The organism is Ruegeria sp. CDSC054, from assembly GCF_059610645.1.
In genome coordinates this window covers 382,587-396,947 of the sequence record NZ_JBXWOA010000003.1, presented here as the reverse complement: position 1 = coordinate 396,947, position 14,361 = coordinate 382,587, and the positions used below count along the sequence as shown (strand labels likewise).

General features: G+C 57.5%; 12 protein-coding genes. 7 read left to right on the top strand and 5 right to left on the bottom strand.

Going from position 1 to position 14,361, the window contains the following annotated elements:
* Positions 1-8: 8 nt before the first annotated feature.
* Entirely contained in the window at positions 9-4,760 is a 4,752-nt protein-coding gene (locus tag AC2FGC_RS09630) for a hypothetical protein (RefSeq protein ID WP_496782174.1), read from the bottom strand.
* A 450-nt stretch (positions 4,761-5,210) separates the two neighbouring features.
* The gene (locus AC2FGC_RS09625; RefSeq protein ID WP_496741150.1) at positions 5,211-5,657 is read right to left on the bottom strand and encodes an Lrp/AsnC family transcriptional regulator; all 447 of its coding nucleotides are present in this window, start codon (positions 5,655-5,657) and stop codon (positions 5,211-5,213) included.
* 523 nt (positions 5,658-6,180) lie between these two features.
* On the opposite strand from AC2FGC_RS09625, the gene AC2FGC_RS09620 reads away from it, so the two are divergent.
* From AC2FGC_RS09620 to AC2FGC_RS09600, 5 genes are all read left to right on the top strand, one after another.
* A complete protein-coding gene (locus tag AC2FGC_RS09620; protein WP_496782171.1) occupies positions 6,181-7,272 on the top strand; it encodes an aromatic ring-hydroxylating oxygenase subunit alpha in 1,092 nt (363 codons plus the stop codon).
* Positions 7,273-7,291: 19 nt separating this feature from the next.
* Complete coding sequence (gene gloA, locus AC2FGC_RS09615) at positions 7,292-7,726, top strand: lactoylglutathione lyase (protein WP_085823161.1); 435 nt, start codon at positions 7,292-7,294, stop codon at positions 7,724-7,726.
* A 4-nt stretch (positions 7,727-7,730) separates the two neighbouring features.
* The gene (locus AC2FGC_RS09610) at positions 7,731-8,129 is read left to right on the top strand and encodes a cupin domain-containing protein (RefSeq protein WP_108859955.1); all 399 of its coding nucleotides are present in this window, start codon (positions 7,731-7,733) and stop codon (positions 8,127-8,129) included.
* 102 nt (positions 8,130-8,231) lie between these two features.
* On the top strand, positions 8,232-9,671 hold the full coding sequence (locus AC2FGC_RS09605; RefSeq protein ID WP_496724953.1) for a glutamine synthetase family protein: 1,440 nt from the start codon (positions 8,232-8,234) through the stop codon (positions 9,669-9,671).
* Between the two features lie 16 nt (positions 9,672-9,687).
* Positions 9,688-10,704 (top strand): alpha/beta fold hydrolase, encoded by a 1,017-nt coding sequence (locus tag AC2FGC_RS09600; protein WP_496724951.1) that lies wholly within the window; start codon positions 9,688-9,690, stop codon positions 10,702-10,704.
* On the opposite strand, the gene AC2FGC_RS09595 is transcribed toward AC2FGC_RS09600, so the two are convergent.
* From AC2FGC_RS09595 to AC2FGC_RS09585, 3 genes are all read right to left on the bottom strand, one after another.
* Positions 10,665-10,853, bottom strand: a complete 189-nt coding sequence (locus tag AC2FGC_RS09595) for a hypothetical protein (RefSeq protein ID WP_496724949.1) — start codon at positions 10,851-10,853, stop codon at positions 10,665-10,667. The two genes, AC2FGC_RS09600 and AC2FGC_RS09595, sit on opposite strands and share 40 nt — an antisense overlap.
* Before the next feature lie 75 nt (positions 10,854-10,928).
* Complete coding sequence (locus AC2FGC_RS09590; RefSeq protein WP_496724947.1) at positions 10,929-11,951, bottom strand: Ldh family oxidoreductase; 1,023 nt, start codon at positions 11,949-11,951, stop codon at positions 10,929-10,931.
* Positions 11,952-12,035: 84 nt separating this feature from the next.
* Positions 12,036-12,974, bottom strand: a complete 939-nt coding sequence (locus AC2FGC_RS09585; RefSeq protein ID WP_496724945.1) for a c-type cytochrome — start codon at positions 12,972-12,974, stop codon at positions 12,036-12,038.
* A gap of 84 nt (positions 12,975-13,058) precedes the next feature.
* Here AC2FGC_RS09585 and AC2FGC_RS09580 point away from each other — a divergent pair, with 84 nt between their 5' ends.
* Positions 13,059-13,595, top strand: a complete 537-nt coding sequence (locus tag AC2FGC_RS09580; RefSeq protein ID WP_496724944.1) for an RNA polymerase sigma factor — start codon at positions 13,059-13,061, stop codon at positions 13,593-13,595.
* Positions 13,592-14,338, top strand: a complete 747-nt coding sequence (locus AC2FGC_RS09575; protein WP_496724942.1) for a hypothetical protein — start codon at positions 13,592-13,594, stop codon at positions 14,336-14,338. Before AC2FGC_RS09580 ends, AC2FGC_RS09575 begins: the two co-directional genes overlap by 4 nt.
* Positions 14,339-14,361: the final 23 nt, after the last annotated feature.

Below are 14,361 nucleotides of genomic sequence, written 5' to 3'. Positions count from 1 at the left end.
TTTGGTTATTACAGCACATCTGGAGCATCCTCTTTGCCGAGGGGGCCGCGCGTGATTTCAACCATCTTTGCGTCCCAGGAGGCGGAAAAGCTCAAGACCAGGAAGACCGAGATGTCGATCGATACGGTAACTTTCGAGACGAAGAACACGGTCTCGTTGCCGGTGCCCGGTTGCGCGAGTAGTCGGGCCCCCATTGCCTCGAACCGGATGGCGACGGATATGATTGGTTTGATGGCTGCCTCGGCCTGTAGCAGAATCCCTCCGCCCCAACCCATTACGGTTTCACCTATAATGGCGATGAAGGTGAACCCAACCATACCCTTAAGCTTGAGGAAGTCGCCCGGTCCGACCTTTTTCATGTAGGCAATCCCAAAGCCGATAGTGACCACGAAGGTCGTGCCGTCCTTCACAGACATGATGAGCGAGAACTTGATGATCGCGACGGCGTATAGGCCGGGAACAGCCTTGATTGCGAACATCGGTTTGCCGCCGAGCGAGAACTTCGCTTTGGTCTTTTCCTTCGCCAAGGTAACCAGGACTTCTACGCCGGTGTCCGCAAAGATGATGTCTCCCGGCAGCGGTGAGGGCGGGATCTGAAGATCGGCACCGCTACTGGTTTTGAAGGGAACCTTCATTCCGAACGTGAATTTCCATTTATTTTCCATCCGGACATCCGGTTCGCCGGAGATACCCAGTTCCTGCAGGATTGTCAGAAGGTCCTGCACGATCTGTACGGGTCCGCCCATTCGGAGTTCGGGCGCTTCGAAACGGGTGTCTGGGTCACCAAGGGCGCTGACCTGCGCAACCGTGGTGATCACATCGCCCATATCAGTATGCGCCATGATGCGGGTGGCGTTGGTTAGGCGGAACTCCCACTGAGTTGGCTGACTGGTGTCGACTTCGTATGTGACCTCTGAGTTGGTGTAATCAACGTCGCTTTGCACGCTTCCGGCAGACGCGGTCGTGCGTCGCCCGATCCCCGCATTGAAAGTGCCGGGACCGTCAAGGCGGAAGCTGCCGCTATCAGCCACCAATGCGAAGTTGGCACTCGGGAAGGGGATGCAGTCGGACTGCTCGGGGAACATGGACAACGAGTCGGCGAGGACGAAAGGATCGGCGATGATCGGGCGTTCGGTCGAGACGATGCGATTGGGTTCGGTCGGCTCGATCCGGGGTCGGCGAAAGAAGGCACGCTGCATCCCCATGGAGTGCAGGATGCCGTAATCCTTGGCCGGGTTGACGGCGAAGAGATCCTCGGGGTCGGCAAAGCGGTAAGGTTCTCCTGTCGGCAGGCCAGCTGCGCCGCGCCGGATCAGCGGCAAGCCTTCATCCTCAGGCACCGGCGAAGGGGCGCCGCTGGCGTCGAGCGTCTCGAGCACAGACCATTCGCCGCCGGGAAAGACGAGGCTGCCCCATGCAGTCATCGCGAACTCGGTTCCCGCGACAGCAATGCCGACGCGGTTCATACGCATCTTCTGCTCTCCGCCTGCGACGGCACAAACCGCTTCGACAGGGCCGCACATCGGCCCGACCTGATTGATCAGGTCGGTGTAGGTGGCGACGTCGAAGGCCGGCGGGTCGGCGGTAATGCGCACGTAGCCCAGGTGCTGTTTGACCGGTACAGGAGCGTCGGCGCCATCCATGACCAGATCGCCTTGGAAGTAGACGGCCATGAAATCCTGCCCATTGGCGGTGACGATCTGGCCGGTCTCGGCGATCTCGGTGACATTTGTGATCCGGCTTACGACTCCGGGATGAGTGATCAGGCCGAGACCTGGGAAGTCATACAGGCCATCGCCGCCCGCAACCCAGCCGGTGTCGCTGCGACCGACAATGGCGTCTGCCTTACGCTGAAGCGTGATCGTGCGCACAACAGGCACGCCGTAGGGAACCAGAACCGATTTGACGGTGACGACTTCCCGCGCGGTGCGTCCGACGGGCACGTCCAGTTCGACCTTCTCGACCTGAGTTGTGGCGTTCAGTGGGTTGTTCCACTTGCTGAAGATGCTTTCGCCATAGCCCGAAAGGTCGAGCCGCGTGACGGGGACGAGCGCAGTGCTGGGTGAACCAGCACCAAGGCTAGAGTTGAAGATGCTCGTCGCGCTGGTTCCCAGGATGCTGACTGGCGCGCCGGGTACATCCGCAGGCACGGCAACGGGAAGTTGCACCGTATGGCCGGGCATGGCCGGGGTCTGGCGACCTGCGAGCGTGCGGTCCCGCGCGCGCAGCGAAAGCTGGTGGGCGCCTTGCATGTCATCAGGGGCCTCCGGGCGGGTTTCCTGCACCCGCACACCGCGTTCGGTATCGGTCGGCGCCGTCAATCGAGCGGAGGCGATCATTCCAAAGGGGAGGGTGACTCGCGCCCGGCTAGACGGGTGGGTGTCGCCGCGGAGCCGGTCGAGGATCGTGTCATAGGCGGGCACCGGTGCGAATGGTACGCGGTCCCCGTCGGGCAGGTCGATGACCGCGGGGACGCCGGAATTGAGAAACACCACACGTTCGGGAAAGGCGATAGCGTCCGCAGGCTCCGGCGGAACGACGACCGCGGGTTCCCATTGAACCGCAGGAAGGGTCAGCAGCACCATCCAATTGGGATCCACCTCGAAAGCCAGGTCCTCAATGGCGACGACTTGGCTAACTGCAGTCGTCGGTGCAGTGCTGGAAACTCCGATAGGATCGCGCGGGCCACGTGGTGGGCGCAGCGCGACACCAAACTGGCCCGCGCCACTGGAGACATCGAGAAGGGTGATCTTAGGGACAAATTCGAAGTCCAGCGCATCGCCAAGCGCTTTCCCCCAACTCGGATCAGCGGCGGCCGCGGCGGTGTTGGGACGCGCGGCGATGGAGATGTCGGTGACCGAGGCAACAGCCGCAACGGAGTTCGACAGTAGGTTCATGGATGCGCCGGTGTCGCCATCGTTGGGGGCCGCTACAGGCGCTGGGCCCGGGAGGAAAAAGTCCAGTGTCCGGCTGCCTGGCTGGACGGCGAACCGGCTGATCAGAAGCTGAGCGCCCCGTTTCTCGGACGTGTCGCGGATACCGACGTTGGCGGCATAAGGGTCAGGCAGTGTAGGTACGATCCCCTCCAGCCTGTAGCCTGCCCAAAGGGCGCCGGAGTTTATGCGCTCGCCATCGAAAAAGCCGTATAGAAGGGCGTTGATCGGGTCGTTGGTGCGCAGGAGACCATTCTTTATCTGAAAGCACCGTCGCCTGTCCCCGCGGTCTCGACCATAGATTGCGAGCGCGCCGATATTCCCAATCTGAGCGATGATGACGACCGCATCCAGTAAGCGTAGCGGCACACGATCGCCTGCGACATCGCGCGGAAGGTCCGGGCGCAGGCTGACATCGGCCACATACTGGACGGCCTCCTGCCCGCCAGTCTGGGCGAAGTAACGCACCGAACCTTGGGTCGCGCGCCCGATTTCAGCGCGTGACGCAGGTGTCACGTCGCCAATCTCGATCAGTGTGCGGCGACCATCCTGTTCGGCTTGCAGGGCGGTGAGTGCAAGTCGCTCCTGATCGACCATCAAAGTGGTTAGCCCAAGCTGTCCGGGCGCAGTTTCAGAAGATATTTGAGCCGAAAGTCCAGGGTCGATCCGGAGCATCAATGCGCCGACTCCCGCGGCCTCGCCCAAAAGCGCGGGGTCGATGCGCGCGGCCGGCAGTGCAAGGCCACCGCCGGTGATCGGGGCCTCGCCCGCGATCGCAAAGTCCTTGGCATCAGAGGCGGTGACCGTGAACTCCGTTTCGGTTGGGGTCATTGGCACCAACAGGCGGTTGAATTCCGGCAGGTACTGTGCTGCGGATTGCGCAGGCGTTAATTTCACCTCTTCACCGAAGGCACCAATGGTGGCGTCTGCCGTCGCTTCAATCTGTTTGCCGCCAGGGCCAATGACGATCTGCAGGGCTTCTGGTGGATCGAAGATTGAGGCGCGCGCGTCGGCGCCGGCGTGGTCCAATGGGACGCCCGAAGTGCTCCGCGCGGGCGGATCCAGCAAGATATCGAGCTTGCAGGTGACATTGGTCGGGACGACGACCTCGTCGCCATTGACCGCAATCGGTGAAGAAAAAGACAGCGAGCCGCCTTTGATCCGGATGCCAGTGTAGGTGTCGCCAGCCACAGTCGCAAATAGGTTCGTTGCCATCCAAAAGCTGCCGCCCGCGAGGTCATGATCGACTTGTGCGGCGGAATGGAACACTGAGGCAAACTGGACGTGCGGGACGCTTAGGAACGGGACACCGCCGGGGGCACGGACAAATCGGACCTGGCGGACGATCCGGAATATATGGATCCAAATGTCACGACCGAAAGCATCACGTACTGGCCCGATGACCGCTTCGGCCGCCAAGCCACTGGTCCAGGCCGGAAGAGCGTCATTCAGTTGCGTACTGAAGATCGGAACCCGGCGCACCGCCACCACGCGGTCGGAGCCGGAGCGCAGTACTCTCTCCGCGCCGTCGATCCGGTCCCAAGAAAGCCCGTGCTCTGCAAGACTTGCAAGCGTGTCGCGATCCTGGGCGCTACCGACGTAAAGTGTTCGAAGGGCCGCAGCCCCTTCCTCAGCTTCGGTTACGCTGATTTCCGCCGGAGCAGCCCCTGAAAGCGCCGCAGCGAAGGCTTCGCTCGACCCTGCCAGCGCTGCACGCCGCACGTCCAGGACATTGGAATCGGGAACGGTATCTGGTGTGTTGGGCCGCTCGTCCTGGTTTCGCAAGAATTCTACGGCAAAGTTGTAAAGTGTTGAATCGGCTGACATATGACCTCCAAGAACAAGTGGAGAGATGCGACGATAAACTAATACTGGTTGAAGAATTTAGGTTAATAGACCGGCGTTCTTGATGAGAAATCCTAACATATTTTGCGATTCGATACGAACTTGCGACAGCGGTTTTTTCCGGTCGTCGCCTTTCCGCTTGGTTCACCGATCCGCTTTTTCGGGGTGCGAACAATCTCGCGGGGGCTCCGAAATCCGGCCCTCACATCGTGGCGATGAACGGTATCCGCGACCGCCACGTGGCAGATCAACAGGAACAGTCGTCTTCGGCGTCTGATCTACAAATCAGCGCCGATTTTGCCAAAACGACGTCAGGACCAATGAAATCGGTTTGGATTCTGGATGAAGGACGCGCTGCGAAAATGGATGAGTTCATTCGCTGTTGGCAGAACTATGTGTCGTCGGCATTGCCATCTGTGGACAGCTCCCTAGTCATTCCCTCACACCCTGCTTCAGCAGGAACTGGTTTTTGAAATTTTGCAGCCCCGGCATAACGTCGGCCTTGGCAATATCGTCACTCGCGTGGATTTCATGTTCAAGAAATTCCTTTAGTGCGTCACCGTCGTCGCTGACGAGTTCGATAATCAGGTCATAACGGCCCGCGACCCACAGGATGAAAACTACCCTTGGGTTCTTTTCAAGCCGTTCCGCCACTTGGCGTGGTGTCACGCCAACAGCCACATTTAACCCAATCATCGCGTCGGTTGTGTACTCTGTGGCCACAGGATCCGACATCGCAACAATCCGCAACATGTTGTTGTCTCGCAACCCGCTCACCCTGTTGCGGATGGTTCCTTCGGACACATTCAACTGCTGCGCAATCTCAGAGAAGGCCATTCGACCATCTTGCTGCAGTAGCCGGATGATCTGCTGGTTCAAGTCATCCTTTGGGGACCTAATGCTCTGTGCGGTGGCCCGCAAGTTTGATTGCTTTTTGACTGCCATATACCCGATGCTCGATTGCTGCATTCGTAGCTGAGACTAGGTGAGGACATCGAAATCCGCAATTCTCCCCTGTGAATTCTGTGGCGGGAAGTGCAGAAAACGACATCCATTGCCCTCGACACCCTAGATTCCAAGGACGGTGACGCGAGTCGATTGCCAGATTTTCTGTAAAATTCCGTTGGAATTGCGCCTTTCGCAATCCACACGATCCCGCTATGCGAAATTCGTACCACTATGCCGTTTTTTGACCAGATTATTTCTGATTCTTGCCTCAGAATTCCAATTAGTCGCGAAAAACGGAAAAAACTGGACGAGAAATTCGATATTCGCAGTCAAAACCTCAAGTCCCGGCGCGGCGAGACAGAGCCGGCAAGTAGGAAGACCGCGAGAAACGGTGGAAACCATGCGCATACCGTTGAACAGGCGGGTGCTGGTGGCAGTGTCGAAGGGAGGACAAATGACAATTGCCGAGGAAAGAGCGCAGGCCGTTGGCGGGCCTCAGCACGGGCTGGCTGCCGGGGCATATCGCAGCGAAGAGTTCTGGCAGAGGGAATGCCAGACTGTCCTGGCAAAGAACTGGGTGTTCATCGGCTTTGCCCATCAGATGGCCAATCCCGGTGATGCACATCCAATCACCTGCGCAGACTTGCCACTGCTGGCGGTGCGCGGTCGTGATGGCGATATTCAGGTGTTTCACAATGTTTGCCTGCACCGCTGCATGACATTGGTCGACAAGCCCAAGAATGTCGGCAAGCTGATCCGCTGCCCCTATCATGCCTGGGCCTATGATCTGGATGGCCACCTGCGTGCTGCACCGCATTTTGCCGGAACCGGAAAGCAGGAGTTCGACGGGTTTGACATCAAAGCGCACCGCCTGAAGCCCGTGCGCACCCATGTCTGGCATGATTGGATTTTCGTCAATCTTGATGGGAACGCGCCTGATTTCGAAGATTATGCCGCGCCTTTGATCAGCCGGCTGGAGGGGATGGATTTCACCAGAGTGGAACCAATTGGCCTGCTCGACTTTGGTGAGATTGGCACCAACTGGAAGCTGATCATGGAGAACTTTATCGAGCCTTACCACGTCCAGTTTGTCCATGCCTCAACCACCGATCAGCCGTTGGAAAACCACTATACGCTCATCGATGGCAACTGCATCGGCAGCGCCGTGGATCTGAACGAAGAATTGGGCACATCCGGCAGTCTGGGCGTCAGCTCTCGCTATCTGACGCTGTACCCCAATTTCATTCTGGGCCGCTATTTCCCGGATCAGCTGGGCGTCTATCTGAACGTGCCCATCGGTGCCGGAAAAATGCGCCAGTACCGAGCTCTTTACACAACGGAAGGCCAGGAACTGAGCGCCGAGGAAGTACAAGCCCTCAAAAACCTATGGTGGGATGTCCACAAGGAAGATCACGAGATGGTTGAGCGCATGTTTGAGGGCCGCAAATCCCCGGTTGCTGAGGATGGGGGGCTGTTGTCGCCCGCCTGGGAGGACAGCGTCCGCGCCTTTCAGGATCTGATCGAGCGTGATGTGGCCGGTGCTTAAGAAAGAAGGAACAATATCGATGAACAAGTCCATATCAAAAGGGTTTCGTCTGGCCCATACGATGATGCGGGTCACAGATATGGAGAAGTCACTGGACTTCTATTGCGGAATTCTGGGTATGGAAGTGCAGCGGCGCACGGATTACCCCGAAGGCAAATTCACCAATACCTTTATCGGTTATGGGCCTGAGGCCGAATTTCCCACGTTGGAGCTGACCGCCAATTGGGATCAGGGCACGCCTTATGACAAAGGCGACGGCTGGGGTCACATCTGCATCGAAACGCCGGATGTTTATGCCGCGTGCGAACAGCTGGCTGCAGCGGGGGTAAACATCACCCGTCCACCGGGGCCAATGAAAAACGGCACTAGGGTCATCGCCTTTTGCGAGGACCCTGACGGTTACAAGGTCGAATTGAACGAATCCATACTGAAACACCTGGCACAGGAAGGCTGACCAAATGGGTGACACACCTCAACTTTTCAAATTCGATCTGGTTCAAAATCGCTACGACTCGATGGGCGACAGCGACACCTACATCAAACCGATGGTCACCAGCGAATTCAGCAAGTCCATGTGCGGTGGCATCAACGTCCTGAACAATATCAAGGTGCCTTGGGATCTGACCTGCGACGAGATCATTTATTGCCTTGAGGGCACGTTCCGACTTGTTTGCGATGGCAAAAGCTATGTTTGCAATCGTGGTGACGTGCTGTTTGTCCCCAAGGACAACCACATTTCCTACGAGTCGGACGGCAAATGCGTGATCTTCTATGCCGCCTACCCTCACAACTGGAAACAGCTTGCCGGGATCACGCAGGTTCCGGGCATCGACCCAGACGATTTTGTCCCCGGCTGAACACCTTTTCGCTGAGCGACAGAACAACCGAAACCAGCACCAACACTGAGGGGTCACCCTCGGTGAACCAAATCTGATTGCCATTCGATGGGAGGACGCCGAATGCCCAAAGATAATGCCAGCACCCGCATCTACTACGAGACTTTCCATGACGCTGTCGAGCGTAACCGCCCGCGTATCGCAGAGGTACGGCAACGTCTGGAGGAGGCTGGTGTCAAATACGTGATGGCCGCCTGGATTGACCTGCACGGTATTCCAAAAACCAAACCCGTACCAATGAGTGATTTTGAACCGCTATGCCTTGGAAAAGGCCCGCAATTCGCGGTGCATTCGATTTCGTACGTGCCCGAGCTAAGCCCCGCCGACAGCGATCAGGTGGTGGTTCCGGATCTCGATGCCGTCTACGTCTGTCCGTGGGACACATCGATGGCGATCATCTTCTCGGATCTCTACTGGGAAGACGCACCCTATAATGTCTGCCCGCGTCAGGCCCTGAAACGTGCCATGCACGAGGCCGCGCTGGAAGGGTACACTGGTTACGCCGGGGTAGAACCCGAGTTTATCGTGATGAAATATGACGACGCCGGGCAGCCGGTAAAGGCATTTGACGATGACCCTGCAGATGGGCTTCGTCCACGTCGTCAGGCATTTGGCTATGATGTTGAGTATTCCATCGACTCGATGCCATTCCTTAAAACCCTGATCGACATCATCGAAGGTTTGGGATGGAACCTGCATGACGTGGTGGCCGAGGGTGCATATTCCCAGTTTGAGCTTGATTTCCACTATACCAACCTGCTGGAAATGTCTGACCGGTTGGCTTTTCTGCGCATCACGTTGAAAGAGGTGGCCAAACAGCATGGGTTGTTTGTGACCTTCATGCCCAAGCCAACTGTGGGGGACTGGCGGTCCGGGGCGCATATCAACATGTCGATGCAGCATGAAAGTCGCCCCGGCGAAAACATTTTTGAGACACCCGATGGCAACTGGAGCGACGAAAGCCGCTGGGCTGTTGGCGGGCTGATGCAGCATGCCGAAGCAATCACGGCGATCACCTGTCCGACCGTGAACTCCTATAACGGGTTGGTGCCGCGCGTTGGAGGTTTTGAAGGCGGCACCGTCACCTGGGCTCCGACCAATATCACATATGGCTTCAACAATCGCTCGGCCCAGTTCCGCCTGCCGCAAAGCCGTCACTGCATCGAAAACCGTGCCTGCGACATGACCATGAACGTCTATCTGGCAATGGCGATGCATCTGAGCTGCAGTGTGAAGGGGATCAAAGAAAAGACCGATCCGGGCGAACCAACGGATTTTGATCTCTATTCAAAGACCGAAGCTGAACTTGCCGAGCTCGGAATCCGCCGATTGCCGCGGACCCTGTTTAACGCGATCGAGGCCTTGCGTGGCGATGCCATGGCGGAACATGTGATGGGTCCGGTGATGCGTAATTCATATCTCGAATACAAAAACGACGAGTGGGAGCGGTATCACCAATCGGTCACCGATTGGGAAGTGCAGGAATATTTGCGACTCTACTGAGGCAGGAGATGACCAGATGGTGTCGGACTTTGAGATATACGAGCTTGGCGACCTTCCACTTTTGTCGGGCGAGGTATTGAAGGATGCCAGGCTTGCCTATCAGACCTATGGCACATTGTCGGCCGCCCGTGACAACGTCATCGTTCTGCCCACGTTTTACACAGGCACAAATTCCCGTAACGAGGGGTTCTTTGGCCCGGGTCGCGCGATTGATCCAAGCCGCCATTTCATCGTCAGCCCGAACCTGTTCGGCAATGGTCGTTCGTCGTCGCCATCGAATGCGCCTGCGCCGCAGGACGGCCCGCGTTTTCCCTTGGTGCAGATGTGGGACAACATCACTGCCCAGCATCGGTTGATCCATGATCACCTGGGGATCGATAAAATCGCCCTTGTCGCGGGCTGGTCAATGGCGGGCTGCCAATCCTACCAGTGGGCGGCGCAATACCCGGACATAGTGCAGGCGATCCTGCCTTTCTGCGCCTCAGCCAAAACCTCACCGCATAATTTCGTCTTCCTCGAGGGGGTCAAGGCCGCCCTTTGCGCGGATCAGAGTTGGAACGGCGGCAATTATGACAGCCCACCTGAGGCCGGGCTTAGAGCCTTTGGCCGGGTTTACGCAGGCTGGGCCTTCTCTCAGACCTTCTATCGCGAGGGGCTATATCGGCAGCTGGGATTCCAATCGATTGAAGAGCTGATGCAGGATTGGGAACAGGACCATGTGCAGGGCTGGGATGCAAACAATCTGCTGGCCAAGCTTGCCACATGGCAGGCAGGCGACATCTCAGCCGGGCCGCTTTACAATGGGGATTACGAACTGGCGCTGAGTGCCATCAAGGCTCGTGCCATTCTGATGCCCTGTACTCAGGACCTCTATTTCCCTCCAGAGGACAATGAATTTGAGGCCCACCACATACCTCGCGCCATCTTCCGCCCTTACAATTCCCCTTGGGGTCATTGCGCTGCCAACCCAGGCAATGACAAAGGTTTCACGGCTCAGTTAGATGCCAATATTCGTGAACTTTTAGAAGAGTAACGCTTGGTGAAAAATTGGGGGATCGCAGCCGACATCCAGTAGCCAATCGTGATGCTGCGGGCGCAGCCCGATTTTCCGCCATTCGCTGTAGCGACCTGTTCAGGGCGGGCGTTGATTTCGGTGGCGATGGTGCGGGCGATGCGGTCCAAGGATGCCCCCTGAATTCATTTGGGAGGCACTTCTTGGCCAGCCGCTCCACCAAGGGAAAGAGACGATCGAAGCCGTTAAGCCTGTTCGGCCAAAACCAGCAAATCGTCGTGCATGGTTTTTGCGATCTCAACGTAACCGCGGGACGTGTTGCGTGCGCGCGCCGCGAAACGTCTTTGCGACGGCAAGCGCGCACCCTGATCGATGATATCGGTAAATAAACGTTCGGCGCGCTCATCATTTGCTGCAGCACGACCACCGCTGAACTGTGCGGGGTCAAAGGCCAGAATGACCTCGCCATGATAGGGCGCTCCGCCTTGGCCTTCCGCAAATTCCATGCTTTCGAGGCTGGTCAGGTCGTCGATCAACGGACCAGCCAACAGCTCGATCATGATCGACAGGGCAGACCCTTTGTAGCTGCCGAAGGTCAGCATCGCGCCCTCCATCGCAGTTTGCGGATCGGTGGTCGGATTGCCGTCCTTGTCTATGGCCACGCCTTCGGGCAGGGGCTTGCCTGCCCGGCGATAGAGCTCGATCTCACCACGGGCAAAGGCGCTGGTCGCAAAATCAAAAGTAAACGGATCTTTGCCCTGGCGCGGCCAGCTGAAAGCCAAAGGGTTCGTACCCAGACTGCCCCGAGTTCCCCCAGCCGGTGCGACCCAGCTGTGGCTGGGCACCATCGCCATCGCGGCCAGACCTTCTGAAGACAGACTTTCCACTTCGGGCCAAAGGGCCGAGAAGTGAAAACAGTGATTGATTGCCATTGCAGCAATGCCGTGGGTGCGGGTCTTTTCGATAAGCACAGGCAACGCTTCACGGAAAGCCAGCAAAGACATGCCGCCGCGCGCATCAACACGAACAATGGCATTATCCGAAGGCGCAACAACCGGGGCCACATGCCCGTCAATCTTGCCTGCCTTCATGGTGTCATTGCACATGAACAGGCGGAACAACCCATGAGATTGGCAATCGTCGATCTGGCAGGTCGTCAATACATCGGCAATGGCCGCCGCATGTTCCGGGCCAAACCCCGACTTGGCCAGGATGGACAGGCTGAGGTCCCGGATCTCGTCCAGTGTCAGTGTGACCGTGTCGCTCATGCCGCGCGTCTCCCTTGTCTGAGTTGCACAATGGATAGCGTGGCACTGCGGACAATGGAAACCCGGTTTTTACCGGGGCGGGGGTCACCCCCGCGATTCAGATTGAAGATAGGCAATGACGTCTGCGATGTCTTTGGCGTTTCTCAGGCCAGAGAACTGCATCCTGTTTCCGGGGATGGAACTTTTGGGATCAGCCAGAAAGGCAGCCAGCGTGTCGGTTGTCCAAACGGTACGAGACTGTCGCAATGGGTTCGAGTAGCTGTATCCCGGGGTCTGACCAGCGGCTGCACCAATAATTCCGAAAAGCGATGGACCAACTTCGTGCAGACCCTGTTTCAGCTGATGGCAAGCCCTGCATTTGCGAAACACTTTCTTGCCCGCCTTGATGTCTCCATCGACAGCGGCGACTGCAACAGATGACACTGGCGCGGCTGCGGCCTCTTGTTTTTCCGACTTGAAGATAAATCGCGCCGTGACCGGAACGGTTCTGGTTATGCTCGGCAGATCGGCCAATTCCAGCAATTTGTCGATACCCGCGTTTACGCCTGCGTCTTCCGTGCTGATGAACACCATGTCATTGGTGGATACCATCACAGAGGTATCGGATAGCCGGGCAACAAACATCTCGGCATCAAATTCGATATTCCTGCCCACCAGGGACAAAACCGCCTCGGCATCGACTGTCGTGGTTTCGCCTACTGCAAGTGCCGAAACCTCCTGCATATCGAACTCTGCGACAAGCGACGCGGTGCCGGCATTGCGGAATACGTGTTCGATCATGCGTTCGTTGCGGATATCGACATTGGTCTCAACCGAGGAAAGATCGATTTCAATCTCAGCTTTGCCATCAGGGCTGACAAGACCAGAGAGTTTTGTGAAAGAATTGACCTCACCTACGGTGTCTTTTTTGATCGAACCATAAGCCAGTTGCGAGCCTTCAGGGTCCAGCGTCCAGTTCTGTGCCAGAACAGGGGTTGCAACAATTGTCGACGCGATTGTGACCGCCTTCAACAGAAGTTTCATTTCCTTCCTCCATCTTGTATGTCAGTCCTGACCACGCGGGCCCGGTCCGTGAATGACAAACACACACAGGTCGCGATTTATTCGATGAGTCCCGAAATTAACTCCGAACAGGCCGTGCGCGGCGCAATCCAGACGCATTCCAAGCGGGTCTGGCGGTTTGGTCTTGCACTATCGGGGGCGTCGGACGTTGCAGATGATCTTTTGCAATCGACGTGTTTGCGAGCGTTGGAGCGTCATCATCAGGTCACATCGCATGATCGGTTGGACAGTTGGCTGATGACGATCTGCCGCTCGATCTGGCTGAACGAGGTGCGCGCACGCTCGGTGCGCAAGGCCCAAGCGCTGTCCGTGACGCCCGAAGCCGAATTAATTTCGGTCGGACCGGATTCAGAAACGAATATTTTCGCCGCTGAGGTGTTTACACAAGTGATGCAGTTGCCAGAAGCGCAGCGGGAGACAGTCATGCTTGTGTTTGTTGAGGGATATAGCTACCGCGAGGCCGCCGCGTTGCTGGAGGTTCCGATAGGGACTATTATGAGCCGGTTGTCTAACGCCCGGCAGAAACTGAAAAACGTGATGCAGCATGATGCGGCAGACACCGTTCGACGGAGTGGCAAATGAAGTTTTCCGACGAGACGCTGAAGGCGTATCTGGAAGGCAATGCGGATGCGGCCGAGGCCGCCGCAATCGAAGCGGCGATCGAGACCGATCTTGCGCTGGAACAACGCCTGATGACACTGGACCTGCTGGCACCTGTGGTTCAATCAGTGTTCGAAAACATTCCTGCAGACGCGCCACAGATTGAATTGCCGCAACCAATGCCGGTCAGTACCGTCCGCACCTCGGGCGGCCCCTGGCGCTTGATGGCAGTTGCGGCGTCAGTGACGATCGTGGCCGTGTCCGCAACTTTCTGGGCCACACGCCCCGAGCCGATGGGGTGGGCCGAACAGGCGGCAATCTACCAGTCACTTTATTCGCCGGACACGATTGCATCGTTGGACAATTCTCCGGTTGCGCTTGATGCGCAATTTGCGCGGGCTGAGGCACAGCTGGGCCGGTCGCTTAACCGGGATGCGCTTGAGACGCTGCCCGGATTGGAATTGAAACGTGCTCAGGTTCTGTCTTTTAAGGGGAAACCTCTGATTCAGGTGGTCTTCGCGGATGATCAGGGTCAGCCGCTGGCGTTTTGTGTGATCCGTCAGGGTGAAGGTGCGCCGGCAAAGGATGTCGAACTTGCGGCGATAAGTGGTGTTGCCACTGCGACATGGGCGCAGGATGGATATGGCTATATGCTGATCGGCAGCAGCGAGCAGACCGATCTTGACCAGCAACTGGACATTCTGACGACAACATTCGCCGGCTAACCGGGGGCAGGGCGAAATACGTC